We start from the raw sequence: 22,841 nt of genomic DNA, 5'->3' as shown, positions 1-22,841 counted from the left end.
CCCGCTCAGGGCCGCTTCCTCCCGGTGTGCAGGGTGGCCGTGATGTGCGCGGCCGCCGCCGACAGATGGCGCCGGACCTCGCGCAACTGGCCGTCGTCCAGGCCCAGATCGCGGGCCGTGTCGCGGATGTCGTCCCGGAAGCGGTCGAGCAGCCGCTCCAGGTCGCGCGCCGGGTCCACGGACGGTGGGGCGTCGTCCGGCTCCCCGGCCGCCGCCTCGTCGCCGCCCTGATACGGCGGCGTCCGGTCGGTCGTGGGCGGAGAGAAGGGCCCCGGCTGCCGAGCGCCTGGTGCCGGCTTGCCGAACTGGCCCAGCTCCCTGGTCAGTTCCGCCAGCCCCTCGCGCAGGCCCGCCTGCCAGTCGCCGCCGCGCGCGTGCGACTGGACCTGCTCCTGCACCTGCCGGGCGATCCGCTGCACCTCGTCCCTGGCGCTGTCCATCGCGTCCTTGGCCGCTTTCGCCTGCCGGCGCGCGGCCTTCGCCTCCTCCTTGGCCCTGCGGCTCTCCTCCTTGGCGCGCTGGGCCTGCTCCTTCCACTGCTGCTTGGCCTCCCGGAACTCCTGCCCGCCGTCGCCGCCCTGGGCCCGCGCCTGCTGCGCCGCCGCGCGTACCTCCCGGCGCAGATCGCCCACCGCGCCACGGACGTCCTCGCGGATCTCGGCGGCCAGCGTCGAGACCGACGCGCGGATCTCCGCTTCGAGCCCGGCGATCTCCTCGGAGCGTGCCGCCAGTTCGGCGCGGCCCTCGTCGGTGAGGGCGTAGATCTTCCGGCCGCCCTCGGTGGAGTGGGTGACCAGGCCCTCCTTCTCCAGTTTCGCCAGCCGCGGGTAGACGGTGCCGGCCGAGGGCGCGTACAGCCCCTGGAAACGCTCCTCCAGCAGCCGGATCACCTCGTAGCCGTGCCGCGGCGACTCGTCGAGCAGCTTGAGCAGATACAGCCGCAGCCGGCCGTGCGCGAAGACGGGCGCCATGTCAGATGTCCTTCCTGAAGGAGGGCGCGTCCTCCATCGGTGGCCTGCGGAGCAGGGCGATCGCGCCGGAGACGGTGGTGGCCCTGAGCCGGGCGCCGCCCGAGCCCAGCCGGCCGGTGATCCGCTTGGCTCCCCACGGGCCGGTCACCTGCAACTCGTCGAAGGCGCACGAGACGCGGCCGCTGGTGGTGTTCGCGTCGACCTCGGCGTCGCCCTGCTCGGGGATGCGGATGGCGATCTCGCCGGAGACGGTGGTCAGCCGGACGTCGGCGCCGCCCGCGGGGTCCAGGTCGAGCACCATGCTGCCGCTGACCGAGTCGGCGGTCACCTCCGAGCCGCTGCCCTCCACCACGGTGAGGTCACCGGAGACGGTGTGGACGCGCAGGTCGCCGGAGACGGACTGGGCCTCGACGTTGCCCGCGACGGTGTTGGCCTTCACCGGCCCGGTCAGGCCGACCAGCGTGGTGTCGCCGTTCACGCCCTGCACCAGGGTGCTGCCGCTGATCCCGGAGATCACCGCGCCGGCGCCGACCACTCCCACCTCGACCGAGGTGTGCTGCGGCACGGCGAGCGAGATCACCGCCCGGCGCCGCCAGCCGTGGCGGTCGTGCCACTTCAGCAGGCCCTTCCAGCTCAGGTCCTCGTACGCGACGGTCAGCGACGAGCCCTCCCGCTGCACGATGAGCGGCGGGCCTTCGAGCTCGGTGACCTCCATCCGGGCCGGCCCCTCCTCGATCCCCACCACGTTGACGGCGCCACCGACGATCCGCACGCAGAGCGTGTCTATGGCGTCCTCGAACTCGAACGTCCCGGGTTCCGTGACGGTCCGTTCCATGGTGCCCCTCCTTGCGCCCGACCAACGCGGTATATCGCGTCCTCCGCTTCACACGATATATCGCGTCACGCGCAAGTCAAGTACGCGGCAGGCCGCGGGAGGTCCGGGGGCGGCTCGGGTCAGCCGTCGTCGTCCTCGTCGTCCAGGCGCGCCAGCCAGGTGGCGAGGCGCTCGACCGGGATCTCGAACTCCGGGTTGAGGTCGACGAATTCGCGGAGCCGGTCCGCTAGCCATTCCAGCGTGACCTCCTCCTCTCCGCGCCGGTCGGCGAGCTCCTCGATGCCGCGGTCGGTGAAGTACAAGATCTGCTCCTGAAACAGGGGTGGGAGGGTCGCTGAGCGGGGAAGAACAGCGAAGGACGGGACAGACTGGACAAGGATAGGAGTTGGCCGAAGGGCCTCGCGCGGGCACCGGCAGGCACTAGCCTTCGGAGATGATCGGCCAGTGGGGGGTGGAGTGGGCGCGCTGACCGCTGCGACGGGTGCGACGTGTGCGATCGACGGCATGGGGGGAGCGGGGTGACGCCGCGGAGCGATGAGCCCGAACCCATCGACCCGGCAGAGACCCTCGTCCCGCTGGTCCGCGACGCGACCGTCAGCATCCACGGCGCGACGCCCGGCCACCCGCTGTACGGCAGCGGCTTCTTCGTCGCGCCGAGCTGGGTGCTGACCTGTGCCCACGTGGCGTGCCGGGGATCGGTGGACGCGGAGGAGGCGGCGGGTGTGGAGCGGCCGGCGGCGCGCGAGGTCACGGTCGGCTGGGGCGGCCGCATGCTCGGCGGCGTCGTGGAGTGGGCGGAGCCCGGCGGCCACGACGCCGGCAGCTGGCCCGCCCCCGACCTGGCGCTGATCCGGCTGCTCGACCCGCTCGACCACCCCTGCGTCTGGCTCACCGAGCGCACCGCCAAGGCCTACACGACCAACCAGGTCGCCTTCTTCGGGTACACACCGGGCAGCGAAGGCCCCGAGCCGTACAACGGCAGGTGCACCATCAGCGGCCAGGCCGGCACCTCGGGCGTGCTCAAGCTCGGCAACGAGGACGAGATGCCGCACGGCGTGTCCGGCGGACCGGTGGTGGACCTGGTGCGCGGCGAGGTGATCGGCGTGCTGAAGGCCCGCAGGCAGGGGATGGACGGCGGCCTCGCGGTGGGCATACAGCAGTTACGCCGGCTGCCGCGGGGCGACTCCCCCGACCCGTCCTGCGACCTCTACCACCGGGTGATGGCGGCGCACGACCTCCACCATGCCGACCAGTACGCCTTCGTCCGCAACGACGGCGGCACCTGGACCGACGCGCACAGCGAGATCGGCGCCTGCACCGGCCGCGCCCTCACCCCCGGCCAGCGCACCCGGCTGCTCGGGCTGCTGGCCCAGCTGCCGCCGCCGGCCGACGCCCGCAGCCTGCAGGACGTCGTCGCCGCGGTGCGCGGCGGCCCCGCACAGGGCCTGCCGGTCGCCCCGCGCGCCTGGCGCGACGGCCTCGGGCTGCTCTACGACCTGCGGCGCGGCACCACCGAGCTGGAGGCGGTGCTGCGCTACGCCGTGCACGCCGCCACCGCCGACCGGGCCGGCCCCACCGACGAGCCCGCCGAACGCGCGCTGTGGGGCTGGGCCCAGCAGACCGCGGGCGCCGCCGACACGCTCAGCAGGCTCTTCCGCCGCACGCTGGTCGACGAGCGCAAGAGCCGGCTGCGGGCCAGGGCCGCGCCCGGCGCCGGCCCGGTGCCTGCCGGGCGGCACGGCCCGGAGGCGCTGCTGGAGATCTTCCCGCGCGGCTGGGAGCCGGGACACTACGACTGGCGGGTCAGCTCGGTGCCGGAGAGCGGCGAAGTGGAGTGCGTCGAGGAGGAGTTCGGCGGCACCGAACTGGACGCCCTGGCGCTCAGGCTGCGCGAACCGCTGCGCGAGGCGTTCCGCCGCTGCGACGGCTCCGGCACTCTCGCGGTCATCCAGCTCGCCGTGCCCGGCGCGCTGGTGGGCCGCTTCTCCGACGTCCGGCTGTTCGGCGTCGAGCCGGACCGGCCGGTGGTGATCCGCCGCACCGACATGCCGGCCGAGGACCGGCCGGAGGCCGACGAGCGCGCCGCCCGCTGGCGCACCCTGCACGAGCAGCCGCCCCGCCCGGACATCCTGGACTGCGACGAGGGCGTCCCCAGCGCGCTGCCCGAGGAGGGCGAGCTGCGGGCCCGCCCCCGCGACACCCTGCCGGTGTTCTGCCGCAGCGCCGCCACCGCGCCGGAGGCGCTGCACCACGTCGTGCGCAGCGGTTACAGCGTCGCGCTGTGGCGGCGGCAGCCGGTGGCCCAGGAGTCGGTGTGCGCGGACTTCCACCGCGGTATGACCCGGGTGGTGCGGACAGCCAGGACCTCAAGCCGGCTGCCCCGGCTGCTGGCGGAGCTGCGGGGCGAGGTGGACGACGGGGTGCCGGAGAAGTTCTGGTCCGCCGGGTTGATGCTCTTCTACCACGATCCGACCCGGCCGCTGCCCGGGACCGACGAGCCGCTGGAGACACCGTGAGCAGGGATGCGAGGTATCGAGGTGAGTGACATGACCGAGACCGGCCCGTCCGGCGACTGGCTCATCTACCGCGGCACCGGGGAACCCCACACCCGAATCGACGGGCTGCCGGAGCCGCCGCCCTGGCGCGACTTCGACGGCGGGCCGCTGGTCGCGCCCGGCCCCGGCCCGGACAGCTCCTCGGCCCGCAGGCTCGGCGCCTACCGGCACATGGCCGAAATGCACCGCCCCAGCCCGGAGGAGCTGGAGATGGTCAACGCGGCGCTGTATCTGCGCCGCCCCCTGCTGGTCACCGGCAGCCCCGGCGCGGGCAAGAGCACCCTCGCGCACGCGGTGGCGTACGAACTGGGCCTGGGCAGGGTCCTGCACTGGCCGATCGTCAGCCGCAGCGCCCTGCAGGACGGGCTCTACCGCTACGACGCCATCGCCCGCCTCCAGGACAACCAGATCGCCGCCCACTCCGGCACCGCGCCGCCCGGCGGCATCGGCAGCTACATCCGGCTCGGCCCGCTCGGCACCGCGCTGCTGCCCACCGCCAAACCCCGGGTGCTGCTGATCGACGAGCTGGACAAGAGCGACATCGACCTGCCCAACGACCTGCTGAACGTGATGGAGGAAGGCGAGTACGGCATCCCCGAACTCGAACGCCTCGCGGAACGCGAGCCGCAGGTCGACGTGCTCACCGACGACGGGGCGAAGGTCACCGTCGGCGAGGGCCGGGTCCGCTGCCGCGCCTTCCCCTTCGTGATCCTCACCAGCAACGGTGAGCGCGACTTCCCCGCGCCGCTGCTGCGCCGCTGTATCCACCTGGAGCTGGACCGCCCCGACCACCACCGGCTGTCCACCGTCGTGCGCGCCCACCTCGGCGACGAGGCGGCCACCGTCGGCGAGGACCTGGTGACCCGCTTCCTCGACCGCTCCCGCACCGAACTGCTGGCCACCGACCAGCTGCTGAACGCGATCTACCTCACCCACCACGCGGCGCCGCCCACCCGTTCCCGACTGGCGGACATGCTCATCCAGCGGCTCGACCGGCCCAGGTGAGGCGGCCGTGGACGCCGAGCCGAACCGCGGAGCCGGGCAGCCGGCCGAGCCGCCCGCCGAGGACGCCACCGGTGGGCGGCCCCTGCCCGACCCGCTGGCCGAACTCGTCGGCAGGCTGACCGGTGCCGGGCTCGAACCCGGCACCGGTGAACTGGCCGACGCGCTCTGGCTGGCCCGCTGGTCGGTGCCGACCGTGCCGGAACCGGTACCGGCCGAGCGCGAGCAGGGACCCGCCCCCGGCAGCGGCGGCGGCCCCGGCGGCGCCCCGGGCGACCTGCCGCAGGTCCCCGCGGACGGCACCGACGGGCGGGGCAGGAGCCTGGTCCCGCCCGAGCGGGACGAGGGCGGCATGCTCGACCTCTACCCCGGGGTGGCCGAGCCCGGCCGCGTCCCGCCGGGGCCGGCCGGCCTGACGGTGGCCGTCCCCGAGGCCACCGCGCTGCCCCGGCTGCTCGAACTCCAGTCGGCTCTGCGGCCGTTGCAGCGCTACCGCAGCCCCGCCCGGCCGCTGCGGGAGACCCTGGACGAATCCGCCACCGCGGAACGCTCCGCGCTGGCCGGCGGGTTGCTGCTGCCGGTCTTCCGGCCGGTCGGCCGCGGCAACGCCACCATGCAGCTGCTGATGGACGCCTCGTCGTCGATGTACGTGTGGGAGCGGATGCTGCGCGAGCTCGGCGGCGTCTTCGAACGCCTCGGCGCCTTCCACGAGGTGCAGATCCGCCATCTGCACGCCACCCCCGACGGCGCTCCCGCCGTCAGTAGCCGCTTCGACCCCGAGCCGTCCGCGCTGCGCTCCGCCGACCAGCTGATCGACCCCACGGGCCGCCGGGTCACGTTGCTGGTCAGCGACTGCGCCGGGCCGCTGTGGCGCTCTGGACAGGCACACCGGCTGCTGCACCGGCTGGCCGGCCACGGCCCGGTGGCCGTACTCCAGCCGCTGCCCGCCCGCCTGTGGTCGCGGACCCGGCTGCCGGTCTCCTACGGCGTGCTGCACCGCGCGGAGGGTCCGCTCCCCGCCGCGCCGCTGCGCTTCTCGGCCGGCACCGGCGGCTTCACCGTGCCGCCCGCGGGCGACGCCCTGCCGGTGCCCGTACTCCCGCCCACCGCGCAGGCGTTGGGCGCCTGGGCGCGGCTGCTGGCCGGGATAGGGGCCGGCGAGGTGCCCGCGGCGGTCGGCTGGGTGCGCTCCGACCAGCCGGTGAGCCCCGGCCGGCCGCGCCGCGCGACCGTACCGCCCACCGCCCTGGTCGGCCGCTTCCGCTCCGCCGCGTCCCCGGCCGCGGCCCAGCTGGCGGTCTACCTGTCCGCCGCGCCGCTGTTCCTGCCGGTCATGCAGCTCGTCCAGCGCACCATGCTGCCCGACTCCGGGCCGGCCGAACTGGCCGAAGTGCTGCTCAGCGGGCTGGTGGTGAAGGCCGACGACGACGACCACCGGTGGTACGAGTTCGCGCCCGGCGTCCGCGACGTCCTGCTCGGGCCGCTCGGCCTCGACGAGGCGCGGCTGGTGCTCAAGCACTGCTCGGAATACGTCGAGCAGCGCTTCGGCCGCAGCGGCCCCAACTTCCCCGCCCTGGCCATCACCCAGCTCACCGACGGGCCCAGCGACGCCGTCTCCGACGCCGCGGTGGCCTCGGCCGCCAGGGACACCGCCCGCGCCGAACGCGCGGCCATCGGCGTCGACTCCCAGCAGCCCTTCGCCGAAGTCGCCGCCCGCGTCCTGGAGCGCTTCGTGCCACTGGCCGGCAGCGGCGCCGCCCGCGACGGCGGCGCGCACCCCGGCGCCGTCGGCGGCACCTCCTCCGTCGTCCTGCGGGCACGGGAACTCGTCGCCAGGTTCCGCGACGAGGGCATGGTGCAGAATCTGATGGAGGCCGTCCAGCTGCTGCGCCGGGCCGCCGCCGAGGAGTTCAGGCACGGCACCGACCCGGAGCTGTGGAGCGAACTCGCCGAACAGCTCATACGGCTGTGGCGGCTGCGCGGCGGCCCCGGCCTGCTGCGCGAGGCGCAGGACGCCGCCGAGACCGCCGCCGCCCACCCCGGTTCGGTCAAGGCCCGCGCGGTCAGAGCCGGCGTGCTGCGCGCCTCCGCCGACGACCGTGCCGCGGTCGGCGACACCCGCGCCGCGCTGGACCTGCTGCGCCGCGCCGACCGCGAACTCACCGCCGTCTGCGCGTCCCCCGGCCTGGAACGCCACGAACTGCTCGCAGCCACCCTGGAACGCGTCGAGATCCTGGAGGACCAGTGGCTCATCAGCGGTGACGCGGTGCTGCTCGAAGAGACCGTCGGCTCCCTCGAAGCCTTCGCCGACTCCTGGCCGCCCACCGAGGACCGCCCCAGCCAACTCGCCCTCGCCCACGGCCGCGCGCTGCTCAGACTCGCCGGCGCCGCCGTCGACCGGGAGCGCGAACAGGTCTGCGCCGAACAGGCCGCGACCTCCTTCGCCGCCGGGCTGGACGCGCTGGAGCGCGAGGACGCCGGCCCCGAACAGCTCGTCGCCGCGATCCTCGCCCTGGTCGACGCGCTGCTGGTGGCGGGCGGCCGGCTGGCCGAGGCACAGCGGCTGGTGGACCGGGCGCTCGGCGAGAGCCGCGACCGGCTGCTGCGCGCCTCCATCCTCACCCGCTCGGGCCGGATCAGGGTCGCCCGGCACGCGGAGGGCGGCCCGCCCGGCGAACTCGAAGCCGCGGCAGGGCGGTTCGCCGAAGCCTGCCGGCTCACCCCGCGCGACCGCCCCGAGTACAGCAACCTGGTCGCCGAATGGGGCGCCGCCCTGCTGGACCGAGCCGCGCTCCCCGGCGGCGAACTGTTCGTCAACCGGGCCGTCCTGGTGCTGCGCGACTGCCGGATGGAGACCCCCGCCGACGACCCGCGACTGCCCGCCCGGCTGCTGATGCTCGGCCGGGCACTCGTGCTGCGCTACACCGCGGAAGGCGACCTGGTCGACCTGCGCGAGGCCGAGCACGTGCTGCTGCGCGCCCTGCAACCCGCGGTCGAGCCCGGGCAGATCGCCCGGATCTCCTACGAACTCGGCGAGGTGCACCGGCTCGGCTACGGCCACACCCGGCGCACCGAACGCCTCGACCTCGCCGCCGAGGCCTACCGGCGCGCCGCGGACGCCGCGGACACCGCGGCGACCCGGGCCTTCGACCCGCACCCCATGGTGCGGCTCGCCGCACAGGCGCATCATTGGCGTGGCGTGGTCTACGTGTTCGCCCGCCGCCCGCGGGCCGCGGCCGACGCGTATCGCGCCGCGCTGGCCGGCTGGCGCCAACTCCCGGACGAGGGCGGCGAAGCAGGCCGCAGAACCGCTGAGCGCCTGGCCGCGCTCACTTCACCCTGACACGGAGGTCCGTGATGGAAGCAGAGGCGCGCGGTGGCGCGTTGGATGTACTGGAGCTCGACCTGGAGTCCCTGCGGACGGTCGAGCACCCGGTGCTCGCGGCGCTGGTCAGCGACCTGCGCGAACGCGTCGCCGCTCCCGGCGGCGAGGCGCTGTGGGGCTTCGACAACTCGATGTAGCCGGCCCGCGCCCAACGGGTTGCCACTTGCGGTGGCGTTGCGCCTCTCCCGCCGCGGCGGCCGGGCGCGCAGTTCCCCGCGCCCCCAGGCGGGTGTCACTTGCGGCAGGCGGCGGGCCACCGCGCGGGGCAATCACCTCCCCGCCGCGGGAGCGGCACGCGCGGGGGAGGGGAGGGTTACGGCCAAAACCGGGGGCGGGTGTTTGCCGGGGGCGGGGGGGCGGGAAAAACCGTGGGGCCGACGGGGCGGCCGGGAACACGGGGAGGCGACATGGCGCAGCAGCGCCGGCGTACCGTGCCGCGGACCGAGAGCGACAGCGTCATCGCGGCCCCGATACGCCAGTTCATACTCAAGACCCACAGCCGGTGCAACCTCGCCTGCACGTACTGCTACCTCTACGCCGGCCAGGACGAGGGCTGGCGCGACCGCCCCAGGGCGGTGAGCCCCGAGATCGCCGCGCACACCGCGCACCGCATCGCCGAGCACGTCAGCGCGCACCGGCTGCCCGAGATCGCCGTCGTGCTGCACGGCGGCGAACCGCTGCTGGCCGGCGCCGACCGGCTCGCCGCCGACGTCGAGCGGCTGCGGCGGACGGTGCCGGCCACCGTGCACGCCAGCGTGCAGACGAACGGCACCCTGCTCACCGCGGACGGCATCGAGCGGCTGCGCGACGCGCGTATCCGCGTCGGCGTCAGCCTCGACGGCGGCCGGGCCGGCCACAACGCGGCCCGGGTGGACCACGCGGGCCGCCCCGGGTGGCCCGCCGCCGCAGCCGGGCTGCGCCTGCTCGCGGCGACCGCGCCCGAGGCGTACGCCGGCGTGCTCTGCGTAGTGGACCTGCGGCAGGACCCGGTGGACGTCTACGACTCGCTGCTGGCCTTCGCGCCGCCCGCGATCGACCTGCTGCTGCCGCACGGCAACTGGACGGTGCCCCCGCCGGGGCTGCCCGCGCCGCCCGGCGACCCGGCGCCGTACGGCCGCTGGCTGACGGCGGTCTTCGACCGCTGGTGGGCGGCGGACCGCCGGGAGACCAGGGTGCGGCTCTTCGAGGAGTGCGTGGCGCTGCTGCTCGGCGTGCCCGCGGCCACCGAACGGCTCGGGCTGCAGCCCTTCACCGCGGTCGTGGTCGAGACCGACGGCAGCATCGAGCAGGTCGACTCGCTGAAGTCCGCCTACGAGGGCGCCGCCGCGACCGGCCTCGACGTCTTCCGCCACAGCTTCGACCAGGTGCTCGCCCACCCGGGCGTCGCCGCCCGCCAGGCGGGCCTGGCCGCGCTCGGCGCCGAGTGCCGGGCCTGCCCGCTGGTCACCGTGTGCGGCGGCGGCCACTACGCCCACCGCTACCTGGCGGGTTCCGGCTTCCGCAACCGGTCCGTCTACTGCGCCGACCTGGCCCACCTGATCCGCCATATCGGCGCCCGGCTCGCGGCCGCGGCCGGCGCCGGCGTCCCCGCGGCCGCGGAGACGGTCCGGTGACCGTGCCCGACGACCTGCTCCGCGCCATCGGCGGCACCGGCGGGGACGCCCGCGCCCTGGACCTGCTGGTCGCCCAGCAGCGCCGCCGCCGGCTGCTCACGCTGCGCGCGCTGCTTGACGCGGTCGCCGAGGCGCCGCCCTCCGTGCTGCCGCCGCAGGCGGCGGCCCGGGTGCTGGCGGACTGGCACCTGCTGGCCGCGGCGGAACGCGCCGACCCGGCGGCCGCCCACCGCGTCGTCCACTACCCGATGACGGGGGCGTGGGCCGAACGCGCTCTGCGCGCCCTCACCGTGCCCGGCGCGAGCGAGCACCCCGCCGCCGACGTGGCCCACCTCGGGGCGCTCGCGGCGGCCGCCGCCGCCCGCGCGGGGCTCCGCTTCACCGCCGACGTCCCCGTACGCGACGGCCTGCTGACGCTCCCCACCCTCGGCGCCTGCGCGGTCGCCCCCGGCCACCCGACGGTGCGCGTCACCGGCGACGGCAGACGCCTGTGGCTCCACGTACCCGCGCCGACCCCAGGCCCCACGGTGGAGATCGCGGGCGGCGGCCCTGACGGCTTTCAGCGCCCGCCGGCCGCAGAACCGCCGGCGGAGGTCCCGGGCGGCGGCTACGGCGGGTTCGGGCGCTCCCGCGTCGCAGACCCTCCGTCCGAGGCCACGGGCGCCCCTGACAGGTTCGGGCGCCCGCCGGCCGCAGGCCCCCCCTCCGCGGTCACAGGGGGCCCCGGCGCCTTCGGGCGCCCGCCGGCCGCAGGCCCCCCGCCCAAGGCCACGGGCGGCCCCGGCGCCTTCCGGTGTTCGCCGGCCGCAGGCCACCCCGTGGAGGTCAGGCGCGGCCCCGACGGGATCTGGCGGTCGGCGGCGGCCGGGTGGCGGCCCATCAGGGCGCTGTGGGACGACGGGCGGCCGGTGCTGATCGACGACGCCGACCCGTACCGGGACGAGCAGCGCCGGTCCGACCCGTACGGTCTGACCGTCTCCCCGGCCCTGGGGCCCGGCCAGCACGCCCGCTGGCGCACCGCGTGGCGGGACGCCCAGCCGTGGCTGCGGCTCGGCGGCGAGCGGGCCCAGGGGGTCAGGGCGCTGCTCGCCTGCTTCGTGCCGCTCACCCGCTCGCCGACCGCGCACAGCAGCGCCACCCGTGGCGACGCCTTCGGCGCGCTGCTCAGCAGCACCCCGCTCAGCGGCCTGGAGCTGGCCACCACCCTGGTCCACGAGCTGCAGCACGCCCGGCTGCTGGCGCTGTCCGCCCTGACCGTGCTGCACACCGCGGACAGCCTGCCCCGCTACTGGGCGCCCTGGCGGCCCGACCCGCGGCCCTTCGACGGACTCTTCCAGGGGGCGTACGCCCATCTGGGGCTGGCCGACTTCCACCTGGGCGTGGCGCTCAGCGCCACCTCGCCGTCGGTCAGGGACGCCGCCTGGGCCGACCACTGCCGGTGCCGCCAGCAGGTGGAGGCCGCGCTGCCGCAGCTGCTCGGCTCCAGCCGCCTCACCGCGCAGGGCCGCACGCTGGTCACGGCGATGGCGGCGCACCACACCGGACTCAAGCAGGAGCGGCCCCCTGACGGCCACCTGGCGCGGGCCGCCGCCTACGTCGAGACCGCCAGGGTCATCTGGCGCCGGGGGCGGCCGTGATCAGCGGGGAACTCGTCACGACCGCGCGTGACCGCACGTCAACGGGGGATCAATCAGTGTAGTTTCTGGCACAGGCGACCTGTCGCTCCGTCAGGGACACCGCACGTACACGAGGGAGACGGTCCTATGGCCGGAGGGCGCAGCACCGCGGCGGCAATCGCACGCGGTCCGGTGACCATCAGCTTCGCTGGTTACAACAGGGCCTGGGCCTCCTGGATCGCCAGCCGCCTGGAGAGATACGGCATCCAGGTGGTGCTCCAGCGGCTCGACGTCACCCCGGAGACCAGCATCGACGAGGCCCTCGGGGACCTGCTGCTGTCCGAGGGCCGGGTGCTGATCGTGCTCTCCGAGTGGTACTTCCGGCTCGGCCCGCGGACCCACGAGGAGTGGAACGGCGCGCTGCGCCGGATCGTCCCGCCGAACAGCGAGCGCTTCGCCGCGGTCTCGGTGACCCCGGCCGCGCTGCCCAGCGCCGTCGCCTCGCTCGCCGCCGCAGACCTGTGGGGCCTGGGGGCCGCCGAGGCCGAGCGCCGGCTGCTGACCCGGCTGGGCATCAGCCACTCCCGCGGGTCGAGCGGCGACACCTTCGGCGGCAGCGGCGGCCCCCGCTTCCCGCTGGAGCAGCCCGACGTGTGGGGCGGCATGCCGCGCCGCAACACCCGCTTCACCGGCCGCGAGGAACTGCTGGGCGAGATGCACCAGGAGTTCCAGCAGGCCGAGCCCGGCGCGGGCGTCGTCACCCTCTTCGGCCTGTCGGGCGTCGGCAAGACCCACATCGCCACCGAGTACGTCTACCGCTTCGGACCCGAATACGACGTGGTCTGGTGGGTCCGCGCCGCCGAGCGCGGCACCCTGCGCGAGAAGCTGGCCGGACTCGCCCCGGCGCTCGGCCTGGTGACCGGCCGGGAGTACGGCGAGCGGCTGCGCGCGGTCAGGGACGCGCTGCGCCGCGGCGAGCCGTACGGCCGCTGGCTGGTGATCCTCGACGGCGCCGACCAGCCCGACGACATCCACGACCTGGTGCCCAACGGGCCCGGCCACGTGCTGATCACCTCGCAGAACCGCGAGTGGGGCGAGCACAACAGCGTGCTGATCGAGGTCCCGGTCTACGACCGCGTCGAGTCCGTCGCCTTCGTCCGCCGCCGCGCGCCCCGGCTGGACGAGGCCGACGCCAACAAGCTGGCCGAGGCGCTCGGCGACCTCGCGCTGGCCCTCGACCAGAACGCCGGGGCGCTGAACGACTCGGCCATCCCGGTGGACGACTACATCGAACTCCTGCGGCACGGCGCCGACATCGAGCCGGGCCTCAAGGTCGCCGCCGACTTCCAGATGACGTACTACACCGCCTTCTCGATACTGCTCAACCGGCTCCGCGAGGACAAGCCGGAAGCGGTCGACCTGCTGCGGCTGTGCGTCTTCTTCGCGCCGGGGCCCATCCCGGTGCGGCTGCTGCGGGACCTGCCGATCCGCGAGGTGCCGGAACAGCTCGGCGGCCTGATGGAGGACCCGCTGCTGTGGAACTCGGCGATCAGCAAGCTCGCCCAGTGGTCGGTCATCCAGTCCGACCCGCAGGAGACCACGGCCGGCGAGTCCGTCGACTCGACCGAGGTGGTCCAGATGCACCGGCTGGTCTACCAGGCGGTCCGCGCCGACATGCCCGAGGCCGAGCAGAACGTCTACTCCCGGGTGGTCCGCAAGATCCTGGCCGCCGCCGACCCCGGCCGCCCCAGCGACACCCGGCTGTGGCCGCGCTACGCCGAGATCGTGCCGCACCTGACGTCGTCCGGCGCGCTGGAGAGCACCAACCCGGAGATCCAGGTCATGGTGCTCAACTGCCTGCGCTACCTGTACCTGTCGGGTGAGTACCGCGTCGGGCTGCGGGTCGCCGAGACCGCGGCCGAGTTCTGGCCCCGGCTGCTGGACGCCGGCCACCCGCGGCTGTGGGACCTGATCCACCACCGCGCCAACCTGATGCGCGCCACCGGCGACTACGCGGCCACCGAGGTCCTGGACCGCGCCGCCTACGAGCAGCTGGTCGCCGACCGCGGCGACCGCGACCTGCTGGTCATGCGGGCGGCCGGCAGCCTCGCCGCCGACCTGCGCAACCTCGGCCACTACCAGGAGGCGCTCGACCTGTCCCAGACCGTGCGCGCCGGCTACGCGGAACTGGTCGGCCCGCAGGACTCCCGCACCCTGAGCGCGCAGAACAACGTCGCCATCACCTACCGGCTGCTGGGCCGCTACCAGGACGCGATGCAGCTCGACCAGGACACCATGGAGGCCCGCCGCGAGCTGCTGCACGACCGGCACAACTGGACGCTGTCGTCGGAGAACCACTTCGCCCACGACCTGCGGCTGCTGGGCCGCTACGAGCAGGCCACCTCGGTCCAGGAGCGCAACTGCGAGGTCCACCGGACCGTGCTGGGCGCCGACAACCCGCAGACGCTGCGCGCCGAGCACAACCTCGCCCTGTGCTACCACCGCGGCGGCGACCGCCCGCGGGCGGCGAATCTGCTGGCCAGGCTGCTGGAGCGGTGCGAGCGGGTGCTCGGGGACCTCGACCCGCTGACCGTACGGGTCGCGGTGACCTTCTCCACCTTCGAGCGCCAGCACGGCGATCTCGACCGGGCCCGCGAACTCGGCGAGTTCGTGCTGCGCGAATACCGCGACAAGCTCGGCGAGCACCACCCGTACACCGCCGGTGTGCTCGGCAACCACGGCCTGGTGCTGCGGGCGGCCGGTGAACGCCAGCAGTCGCAGATCGAGATCGAGAGTTCGCTGACCGCCATGACCCGCGCGGTCGGCGAGAACCACCCGTGGACGCTGGGCTGCGCCCTGAACGCCACCGGGGCCCGCAACTTCGCCGGCGACCCGGAGAGCGCCGCGGAGCTGAGCCGCACCACCGCGGAGCGGGCCGCAGGATCGCTCGGCAAGGACCACCCGCTGACCCTGTCCTGCCGGGTCGCGCTGGCCACCGACCTGCGCAACCTCCGCAAGCGCCAGGAGGCCGACAAGATCGAGGAGGAGGCGCTGGCGGCCCTCACCGGCACCCTCGGCCCCCAGCACCCGCACACCGTCGCGGCCCGGTCGAGGACCCGCCCCTACTGGGACTTCGAGCCCTTCACCTCCTGACCGCCGCACACCGCGAAACGGCGGGTGGCCCGTACCGGAGAGGTACGGGCCACCCGCCGTCGGTGCGCGTGCGGGAGCGTCAGGCCGTCAGATCTCGAAGACCTCGTTGATCAGCTCCTCCTGCTGGGCCTGGTGGCGCTTGGCCGACCCGACAGCGGGGGAGGAGGACGACGGGCGGGACACCCGGCGCAGCCGGTCGGCGTTGTCGGGGGCCGCGCCGAGCAGCAGGTCGAGGTGGTCGATCAGGTTCAGGGCGATGAACGGCCAGGCGCCCTGGTTGGCCGGCTCGTCCTGCGCCCAGACGAACTTCTGCGCCTTGGTGTACGGGGCGATGGCCGCCTGGATCTCCACACCGGGCAGCGGGTAGAGCCGCTCGATACGGATGAAGGCCACGTCGTTCGCCCCGCGGCGCTCCCGCTCGGCGACGAGGTCGTAGTAGACCTTGCCGGAGCAGAAGACGACCTTGCGGACCGCGTCGGCCTGCACCGACTCGTCGGCGATGACCGGCTGGAAGCCGCCCGAGGTGAAGTCCTCGGCCTTGGACGCCGCCGCCTTGAGCCGGAGCATCGACTTCGGGGTGAAGACGATCAGCGGCTTGTGGTGCGGGTTGTGGACCTGCCAGCGCAGCAGGTGGAAGTAGTTCGCCGGGGTGGTCGGGACCGCCACCGTCATGTTGTTCTGCGCGCACAGTTGGAGGAAGCGCTCGATGCGGGCCGAGGAGTGGTCCGGGCCCTGGCCCTCGTAGCCGTGCGGCAGCAGCAGCGTGACGCCGGAGGTCTGGCCCCACTTCTGCTCGGCCGAGGAGATGAACTCGTCGACGATGGTGGCGGCGCCGTTGACGAAGTCGCCGAACTGCGCCTCCCACATCACCAGCGCGTCCGGGCGGGCCAGCGAGTAGCCGTACTCGAAGCCCATCGCCGCGTACTCGCTGAGCAGCGAGTCGTAGACGTTGTAGCGGGCCTGGTCCTCCGACAGGTAGAGCAGCGGGGTGTAGTCCTCGCCGGTCTCACGGTCGATGAGTACCGCGTGCCGCTGGCCGAAGGTGCCGCGCCGGGAGTCCTGGCCGGCCAGCCGGACCGGGGTGCCCTCAAGCAGCAGCGAGCCGATGGCCAGCGTCTCGCCCATGCCCCAGTCGATCGTGCCGTCCTCGACCATCGCCGCCCGGCGCTGGAGCTGCGGCAGCAGCCGCGGGTGGACGGTGACGTGCTCGGGGATGTTGACCTGGGAGGCGGCGATCCGCTTGACGACCTCGGAGGAGACCGCGGTCGGCATCGCGACCGGGAACTCCGACTGCGAGCCGGAAGCCTCGTGCTCGACCGGCGCCGCGGTGGCCTCGCGGACCTCGGTGAAGACCTTCTCCAGCTGTCCCTGGTAGTCCTGCAGGGCCTGTTCGGCCTCTTCCAGGGTGATGTCGCCGCGGCCGATCAGCGACTCGGTGTAGAGCTTGCGCACCGAGCGCTTCTTGTCGATCAGGTCGTACATCAGCGGCTGGGTGAAGGCCGGGTTGTCCGACTCGTTGTGCCCGCGGCGGCGGTAGCAGATGAGGTCGATCACGACGTCCTTGTTGAACGCCTGGCGGTACTCGAAGGCCAGCCGGGCCACCCGGACCACGGCCTCCGGGTCGTCGCCGTTCACGTGGAAGATCGGCGCCTCGATCATCCGGGCCACGTCGGTGGCGTACATCGACGAGCGCGCGGACTCCGGGGCGGCGGTGAAGCCGACCTGGTTGTTGATCACCACGTGCACGGTGCCGCCGGTGCGGTAGCCGCGCAGCTGCGACATGTTCAGCGTCTCGGCGACGACGCCCTGGCCGGCGAAGGCCGCGTCGCCGTGCAGGGCGATCGGCAGGACGGTGAAGTCCGTGCCGGCCTTGTTGATGATGTCCTGCTTGGCCCGCGCGATGCCTTCGAGCACCGGGTCGACCGCTTCGAGGTGCGAGGGGTTCGCGGCCAGCGAGACGGTGATCTGCTCGCCGTCCAGGCCGGTGAAGGTGCCCTGCGCACCCAGGTGGTACTTGACGTCGCCGGAGCCGTGCATCGACTTCGGGTCGAGGTTGCCCTCGAACTCGCGGAAGATCTGGGCGTACGACTTGCCGACGATGTTCGCCAGCACGTTGAGCCGGCCGCGGTGGGCCATGCCGATCACGGCCTCGTCGAGCCGGGACTCGGCCGCCGCGTCGATGACCGCGTCCAGCAGCGGGATGACGGACTCGCCGCCCTCCAGCGAGAAGCGCTTCTGGCCGACGTACTTCGTCTGCAGGAAGGTCTCGAAGGCCTCGGCGGCGTTCAGCCTGCGCAGGATGCGCAGCTGCTCCTCGCGCTCGGGCTTGGCGTGCGGGCGCTCGATGCGGTCCTGGATCCACTTGCGCTGCTTGGGGTCCTGGATGTGCATGAACTCCACGCCGACGGTGCGGCAGTACGAGTCGCGCAGCACGCCCAGGATGTCGCGCAGCTTCATCAGCGACTTGCCGGCGAAACCGCCGACCGCGAACTCCCGCTCCAGGTCCCACAGGGTGAGCCCGTGCTCAAGCACGTCCAGGTCGGGGTGCTTGCGCTGGCGGTACTCCAGCGGGTCGGTGTCGGCCATCACGTGGCCGCGCACCCGGTAGGAGTGGATCAGCTCGAAGACCCGCGCGGCCTTGGTGACGTCGTCGTCGTGCGCGGTGTCGATGTCCGTACGCCACCGGACCGGCTCGTACGGGATGCGCAGCGCGGCGAAGATGTCGTCGAAGAAGTCGTTCTCGCCGAGCAGCAGCTGGTTCATGATCCGCAGGAACTCGCCGGAGGCGGCGCCCTGGATCACCCGGTGGTCGTAGGTGCTGGTCAGCGTCATGACCTTGGAGATGCCCAGCTTGTTCAGGGTGTCCTGCGAGGTGCCCTGGAACTCCGCTGGGTAGTCCATCGAGCCGACGCCCAGGATCATGCTCTGGCCGGGCATCAGCCGCGGCACCGAGTGGACGGTGCCCAGGCCGCCGGGGTTGGTCAGCGAGGCCGTGACGCCCTGGAAGTCGTCCATGGTGAGCTTGCCGGACCTGGCCCGCCGGACGATGTCCTCGTAGGCCTGCCAGAACTCGAAGAAGTTCAGCGTCTCGGCCTTCTTGATGGCCGCGACGACCAGCTGGCGGTCGCCGTTGGGCTTGACCAGGTCGATGGCCAGGCCCAGGTTGACGTGGTCGGGCTTGACCAGCGTCGGCTTGCCGTCCTTCACCGCGAAGGAGTGGTTCATCGACGGCATCGCCTTGAGCGCCTGCACCATGGCGTAGCCGATCAGGTGCGTGAAGGAGACCTTGCCGCCGCGGGCGCGCTTGAGGTGGTTGTTGATGACGATGCGGTTGTCGAACAGCAGCTTCACCGGGATGGCGCGCACCGAGGTGGCCGTCGGCAGTTCGAGCGACGCGCTCATGTTCTTGGCCACGGCCGCGGCGGGGCCGCGCAGCGTCACGAACTCGGTCTCGTTCGCGGCGGCCGGTGCGGCGGGAGGCGCCGCCTTCGCGACCGGCGCGGGCGCGACGGGGGCGGCGGGCGCCACCGGGGCCGCAGGGGCGGCGGCGGGCTGCGCGGCGGCGGGTGCGGCCGGCGCGGGGGCCTGCGCGGCGGGGGCCGCGGGCGCCGGGGCGGCGGGGGCCTGCGCCGGGGGCGCGGGAATGGTGGCCGCGGGCGGCGGCACGGGCTGGCCGGAAGTCACCGGTGCGGAGGTCGCGCGTGCCGCGGCACCCGATGCTCCGCCCTGGCCCGCGGGGGCCGCCGTGGCGGCGGAGCCGTCCGGCTTGTAGTCGGCGAAGAAGTCCCACCAGGCTCGGTCTACCGAGTTCGGGTCCTGGAGGTACTGCTGGTAGATCTCATCGACAAGCCACTCGTTCGGGCCGAAACCCGCTGCGGGGCCTTCGCCCTGCGCTTCGTGGTCGGTCGTGACACTGGAGCTATTGGGGGACTGTGGCGACACGGCGGTAACCGCCCTCTTCCGCTTCACAAGATGGTGGACAGCGGAAATACAGGCTACGCCTACCGGAGCCTCCGCCGCAGGCCCGGGGCCCTGTCGTCGCGCAAGTCACACCCGAAGTCTGGTTTCGGGGCAGTTCCTGGCGGGAAATTGGTCCCTCTTGAGGGTTCTCCGGCCGGAAGTCGTCGTACGCGCTGCGTGAACCACGAGCACGCTGCGTCAAGGCGCCGCCGCGACCCCACCCGGGAGGGTGACGTGGATCCGGCAGCCGCGAGGAGATTCGGCCACTTCTATCCGCCCGCCGTGCAGATCCACCGCCCAGCGGGCGATCGCCAGGCCCAGCCCCGTACCGCCGTCGCCGCCCGGGTGCGAGCCGCGGTGGAAGCGCTCGAAGACCCGGACCCGGTCGGCCTCCGGGATGCCCGGCCCCTCGTCGACCACGTCGATCTCCAGGCTGCCCGGCGCCATGCCGCCGCGCGCCCGTACGGTGACCCTGCCGCCGGGCGGGCTGTGCTTGACCGCGTTGTCCACCAGGTTGGCCACCACCTGGTGCAGCCGCTCACCGTCGGCGTACGCCGTCAGTTCCAGGGGCGACACGTCCAGGTGCAGCGGGACGTCGGCCCGCGCCCGGGAGCGCGAACCGGTGCTGCCCATGCCCAGGCTCGCCGTCTTCAGCACCGCCGACAGGTACGGCCACACCTCGAACGGCTTGGCGTCCAGCCGGGTCGCCCCGCTGTCCAGCCGCGACAGGTCGAGCAGCTGGCTGACCAGCTTGCCGAGCCGCTCCGTCTGCTGCAGCGCGACCCGCATCGTCTCCGGATCGGCGGCCGACACCCCGTCCACCACGTTCTCCAGCACCGCGCGCAGCGCCGCGATCGGGGTGCGCAGCTCGTGCGAGACGTTCGCGACCAGCTCCTTGCGGTGCCGGTCGGCGGCGGCCAGGTCGGCGGCCATCCGGTTGAAGGTCTCGGCCAGCTCGCCGACCTCGTCCCTGCGCACCCGGGCCACCCGGCGGCTGTAGTCGCCGCCCGCCATCGCCCGCGCCACCGCCGTCATCTCCCGCAGCGGGGCGGTCAGCCCGTTCGCCACGATCTGGGTGATCAGCAGCGAGGCGATGGCCGAGAAGATGGTGATGACCCGCAGCTCGGTCGCCGAGTGGATCGCCAGGATCACCAGCCCCGTGGTGATCAGCACCGACACCAGCACCAGCGCCTGCAGCGCCGCCTTGATCGACCGGTAGGGATCCCACGGCCGCAGTGCCGCCCACACCCACCGCCACCAGCGTTTCACCGGCGCACACTCCCGCTCACTTCGAGGGCATCTCCAGGGCGTAGCCGACGCCGTGCACGGTACGGATACGGTCCGCGCCGATCTTGCGGCGCAGCGCCTTCACATGGCTGTCCACGGTCCTGGTGCCGGAGGCGTCCGCCCAGTCCCACACCTCGGCCAGCAGCTGCTCGCGCGACAGCACCGCCCTGGGCTGCTGCGCCAGGCACACCAGCAGCTCGAACTCGGTCGGCGTCAGGTGCACGTCGGCGCCGCCCACCCGCACCCGCCGCTGGGTGTGGTCGATCTCCAGGTCGCCGAGGTGGATCGCGGCGCCCCGCGGGCTGTGCGCGGCCGTCGCGGCCCGCTCGACCCTGCGCAGCAGCACATGCACCCGGGCGGCCAGCTCCCGCATCGAGAACGGCTTGGTCATGTAGTCGTCGGCGCCGACACCGAGGCCCACCAGCATGTCGGTCTCGTCGTCCCTGGCGGTCAGCATCAGCACCGGCACCGGCCGGTCGGCCTGCACCCGGCGGCACACCTCAAGGCCGTCGAAGCCGGGCAGCATCACATCGAGGACCAGCAGGTCGGGCGACCAGGAATGGGCGGCCTCCACCGCGGCCGGGCCGTCGCCGGCGGTCCGCACCTGGAAGCCCTCGGCCTGCAGCCGTGCCGCGATGGCCTGCGTTATCGTCTGGTCGTCCTCGACCACCAGCACCCGGCGCTGCGCGCCCGTCGTCTGCGTGCCGTCCAATTCCGCCCCACATTTTCGTCCTGGAATACCCGGCAGCGTACGGGGCGGGTCGCTGCCGTGACCATCACGCCCTACGACGCCCGGTGTGCCAGGTGCACGACATCCGGCACCCCGCGGGTCACCGGGATCTCAAGGGTGTGCACCCGTTCGAACCCCGCGGACCGCAGTGCCCCCTCGAACGCGGCCGACGGCTGAGCCGACCACACTGCGAGGACGCCGCCCGGCGCCAGCCGGTTCCGGCAGGCGCCGAGGCCGCTGGGACTGTAGAGACTGCCGTTGTTCTCGGTGACTGTCCAGTCCGGCCCGTTGTCGATGTCCAGGCACAAGGCGTCGTAGGGCGGGGCCGTCCGCCGCAGGTGGTCGAGGAGGTCGTCCTGCACCACGGTCACCCTCGGGTCGTCCAGGGAGCCCTCGGAGAACTCGGCCAGCGGCCCCTCGCGGTGCCACCCCACGATGGCGGCCTCGCGCTCCACGACATCGATCCGCCCCCACGCCTGCGATGCGGCCCGGGCCAGCGAGAATCCGACCCCGAGGCCGCCGATGAGCACGCTGGGGGCGGGCCTGGCCCCGCCCAGCGCTTGCAGCGCGGCGTCGACCAGCAGCCTTTCCGACCGGCCGTCGGAGGTGTCCATGAGGAAGCAGCCGTTGGCGATGATCTCGTAGCGGCGCCGCCCGCGCCGCCGCAACACGACTTCCCCGCCCACCCCGTCCCGCCGCTCCACCACGACGGGCCCGTCCTCACCCACGACCATCCCCCTACTCTAGGCGCGCCCCCGCGCGAGGAACGGCGCGCTCAGCCGGGACGACGGGAGAGTGGCGGAGCCACCGCAAGTGCCATCCTCGACAAAAAGCCACCGCACTGTTCAGTGGCCAGGTCGCCGCGCCTTGGGGCCGTGTACCGCGAGGTACGTCTCTGCGAGCCAGGGCGTGAGGTCGGTGAGGAGGAGGGCGAGAGCCGAAGGGTCCGCGGTGGGGGTGCGGGCCCAGGCAGCGGCCCGCCGCATCGCCGCACCCCGCGCCGGGTAATAGGTCGCGAAGACCTCGGCCTGGAGGGCAAGGTCACTGGTCCACCCACCCCACCGCGGCATCACCAGCGTGAACCCGGTCCGTACGACCCGCCGGGCGACCCGGCGGCACAGCGCGGAGAGCTCACCCTCGACGGAATCGGAGGCCGCGGCAGAGGAGGAGGCCGCGGCGAACCGCCGTTCCCACTCCGCCAGCGCGAGCGAAACGTCCCCGTTGGTCTCCCGGGCGAGCAGCCCGTCCGGCCGGTACCGGGGCAGCTCGCGGGCCAGATCCGCACCCAGCAGCGGAGTGCACAGGCACGCGACGAAGAATCCCAGGTCGTACCGCTCCAGCTCGCTGAGCAGCGTGTCCACGTCGAAGAGCAGCAGCCCGACCCCGTCGATGACGGCGAAGTCCGCGTCGAGGCCGGCCTCGACACGGTCGGCCGCCGTGCGGTCCGCCGCGGACGGCGGCTCGCGGAGCACGACCACCAGGTCGAGGTCGGACCGCCCGGCGCGAGGCGTACCGCGCGGGATGCTGCCGTAGACGTACGCGCTGTGCAGCCGCCCGCCGGGAAAGGCCGCGCGGATACGGCCCCGCGCCTCGTCCACCAGCCGCGCGTAGGCGGCCGGGACCTTCGACAGCGCGCCCTCGCGGGCGATCGTGCCGTCCGGGGCGAGGCCGGGTCTCACGACGGGGGCGTCCAGACGTACGGCGTCGTCTTCTGTCACGGTCCCGACGTTACGT

General features: G+C 73.8%; 15 protein-coding genes. 7 read left to right on the top strand and 8 right to left on the bottom strand.

Features of this window, described 5'->3' with window-relative positions; translation table 11 throughout:
- Positions 1-5 precede the first annotated feature (5 nt).
- From OG702_RS11685 to OG702_RS11675, 3 genes are all read right to left on the bottom strand, one after another.
- Complete coding sequence (locus tag OG702_RS11685; protein WP_327288806.1) at positions 6-971, bottom strand: PadR family transcriptional regulator; 966 nt, start codon at positions 969-971, stop codon at positions 6-8.
- Position 972: 1 nt separating this feature from the next.
- Positions 973-1,806 (bottom strand): DUF4097 family beta strand repeat-containing protein, encoded by an 834-nt coding sequence (locus OG702_RS11680; protein ID WP_327288805.1) that lies wholly within the window; start codon positions 1,804-1,806, stop codon positions 973-975.
- 119 nt (positions 1,807-1,925) lie between these two features.
- Positions 1,926-2,108 carry a DUF6104 family protein gene (locus tag OG702_RS11675; RefSeq protein WP_327288804.1) on the bottom strand — a complete coding sequence of 61 codons (183 nt, stop codon included), beginning with the start codon at positions 2,106-2,108 and terminating at the stop codon, positions 1,926-1,928.
- 216 nt (positions 2,109-2,324) lie between these two features.
- Between OG702_RS11675 and OG702_RS11670 the strand changes: the two genes are divergently transcribed.
- The 7 genes from OG702_RS11670 to fxsT all read left to right on the top strand — a co-directional run bounded on the left by OG702_RS11670 (position 2,325) and on the right by fxsT (position 15,130).
- The gene (locus OG702_RS11670) at positions 2,325-4,322 is read left to right on the top strand and encodes a VMAP-C domain-containing protein (protein WP_327288803.1); all 1,998 of its coding nucleotides are present in this window, start codon (positions 2,325-2,327) and stop codon (positions 4,320-4,322) included.
- A gap of 30 nt (positions 4,323-4,352) precedes the next feature.
- Positions 4,353-5,366: an AAA family ATPase gene (locus tag OG702_RS11665; RefSeq protein ID WP_327288802.1), complete on the top strand. Its 1,014-nt coding sequence runs from the start codon at positions 4,353-4,355 to the stop codon at positions 5,364-5,366.
- A gap of 7 nt (positions 5,367-5,373) precedes the next feature.
- Positions 5,374-8,706 (top strand): SAV_2336 N-terminal domain-related protein, encoded by a 3,333-nt coding sequence (locus OG702_RS11660; protein WP_327288801.1) that lies wholly within the window; start codon positions 5,374-5,376, stop codon positions 8,704-8,706.
- Positions 8,707-8,720: 14 nt separating this feature from the next.
- On the top strand, positions 8,721-8,885 hold the full coding sequence (gene fxsA / locus OG702_RS11655; RefSeq protein ID WP_327288800.1) for an FxSxx-COOH cyclophane-containing RiPP peptide: 165 nt from the start codon (positions 8,721-8,723) through the stop codon (positions 8,883-8,885).
- A gap of 270 nt (positions 8,886-9,155) precedes the next feature.
- Positions 9,156-10,361 carry an FxsB family cyclophane-forming radical SAM/SPASM peptide maturase gene (locus OG702_RS11650; protein ID WP_327288799.1) on the top strand — a complete coding sequence of 402 codons (1,206 nt, stop codon included), beginning with the start codon at positions 9,156-9,158 and terminating at the stop codon, positions 10,359-10,361.
- Positions 10,358-11,998 (top strand): aKG-HExxH-type peptide beta-hydroxylase, encoded by a 1,641-nt coding sequence (locus OG702_RS11645; protein WP_327288798.1) that lies wholly within the window; start codon positions 10,358-10,360, stop codon positions 11,996-11,998. Before OG702_RS11650 ends, OG702_RS11645 begins: the two co-directional genes overlap by 4 nt.
- A gap of 126 nt (positions 11,999-12,124) precedes the next feature.
- Positions 12,125-15,130, top strand: a complete 3,006-nt coding sequence (gene fxsT, locus OG702_RS11640; protein WP_327288797.1) for an FxSxx-COOH system tetratricopeptide repeat protein — start codon at positions 12,125-12,127, stop codon at positions 15,128-15,130.
- An 87-nt stretch (positions 15,131-15,217) separates the two neighbouring features.
- Here the strand turns inward: fxsT and OG702_RS11635 are convergent, their stop codons facing one another.
- The 5 genes from OG702_RS11635 to OG702_RS11615 form a co-directional block, all read right to left on the bottom strand.
- Positions 15,218-19,072 (bottom strand): multifunctional oxoglutarate decarboxylase/oxoglutarate dehydrogenase thiamine pyrophosphate-binding subunit/dihydrolipoyllysine-residue succinyltransferase subunit, encoded by a 3,855-nt coding sequence (locus OG702_RS11635; protein ID WP_327288796.1) that lies wholly within the window; start codon positions 19,070-19,072, stop codon positions 15,218-15,220.
- Positions 19,073-19,288: 216 nt separating this feature from the next.
- Positions 19,289-20,359, bottom strand: a complete 1,071-nt coding sequence (locus OG702_RS11630; protein WP_327288795.1) for a HAMP domain-containing sensor histidine kinase — start codon at positions 20,357-20,359, stop codon at positions 19,289-19,291.
- A gap of 16 nt (positions 20,360-20,375) precedes the next feature.
- Positions 20,376-21,089, bottom strand: a complete 714-nt coding sequence (locus tag OG702_RS11625) for a response regulator transcription factor (RefSeq protein WP_327288794.1) — start codon at positions 21,087-21,089, stop codon at positions 20,376-20,378.
- Between the two features lie 71 nt (positions 21,090-21,160).
- Complete coding sequence (locus tag OG702_RS11620) at positions 21,161-21,841, bottom strand: spermidine synthase (RefSeq protein ID WP_327288793.1); 681 nt, start codon at positions 21,839-21,841, stop codon at positions 21,161-21,163.
- Positions 21,842-21,952: 111 nt separating this feature from the next.
- Positions 21,953-22,825, bottom strand: coding sequence for a nucleotidyltransferase domain-containing protein (locus OG702_RS11615; RefSeq protein ID WP_327288792.1), 873 nt, complete (start codon positions 22,823-22,825; stop codon positions 21,953-21,955).
- Positions 22,826-22,841: the final 16 nt, after the last annotated feature.

The organism is Streptomyces sp. NBC_01198 (genome assembly GCF_036010485.1).
Lineage (GTDB): Bacteria > Actinomycetota > Actinomycetes > Streptomycetales > Streptomycetaceae > Actinacidiphila.
Note: the sequence above shows the minus strand (reverse complement) of the source record. Positions and strands in the feature narration are given on the sequence as shown.

Excerpts from the sequence above, each read along its gene's own strand:
- OG702_RS11685 (WP_327288806.1), bottom strand. The coding sequence starts at position 971 with ATGGCGCCCGTCTTCGCGCACGGCCGGCTGCGGCTGTATCTGCTCAAG.
- OG702_RS11680 (WP_327288805.1), bottom strand. The coding sequence starts at position 1,806 with ATGGAACGGACCGTCACGGAACCCGGGACGTTCGAGTTCGAGGACGCC.
- OG702_RS11665 (WP_327288802.1), top strand. The coding sequence starts at position 4,353 with ATGACCGAGACCGGCCCGTCCGGCGACTGGCTCATCTACCGCGGCACC.
- fxsA (WP_327288800.1), top strand. The coding sequence starts at position 8,721 with ATGGAAGCAGAGGCGCGCGGTGGCGCGTTGGATGTACTGGAGCTCGAC.
- OG702_RS11650 (WP_327288799.1), top strand. The coding sequence starts at position 9,156 with ATGGCGCAGCAGCGCCGGCGTACCGTGCCGCGGACCGAGAGCGACAGC.
- fxsT (WP_327288797.1), top strand. The coding sequence starts at position 12,125 with ATGGCCGGAGGGCGCAGCACCGCGGCGGCAATCGCACGCGGTCCGGTG.
- OG702_RS11620 (WP_327288793.1), bottom strand. The coding sequence starts at position 21,841 with ATGGTCGTGGGTGAGGACGGGCCCGTCGTGGTGGAGCGGCGGGACGGG.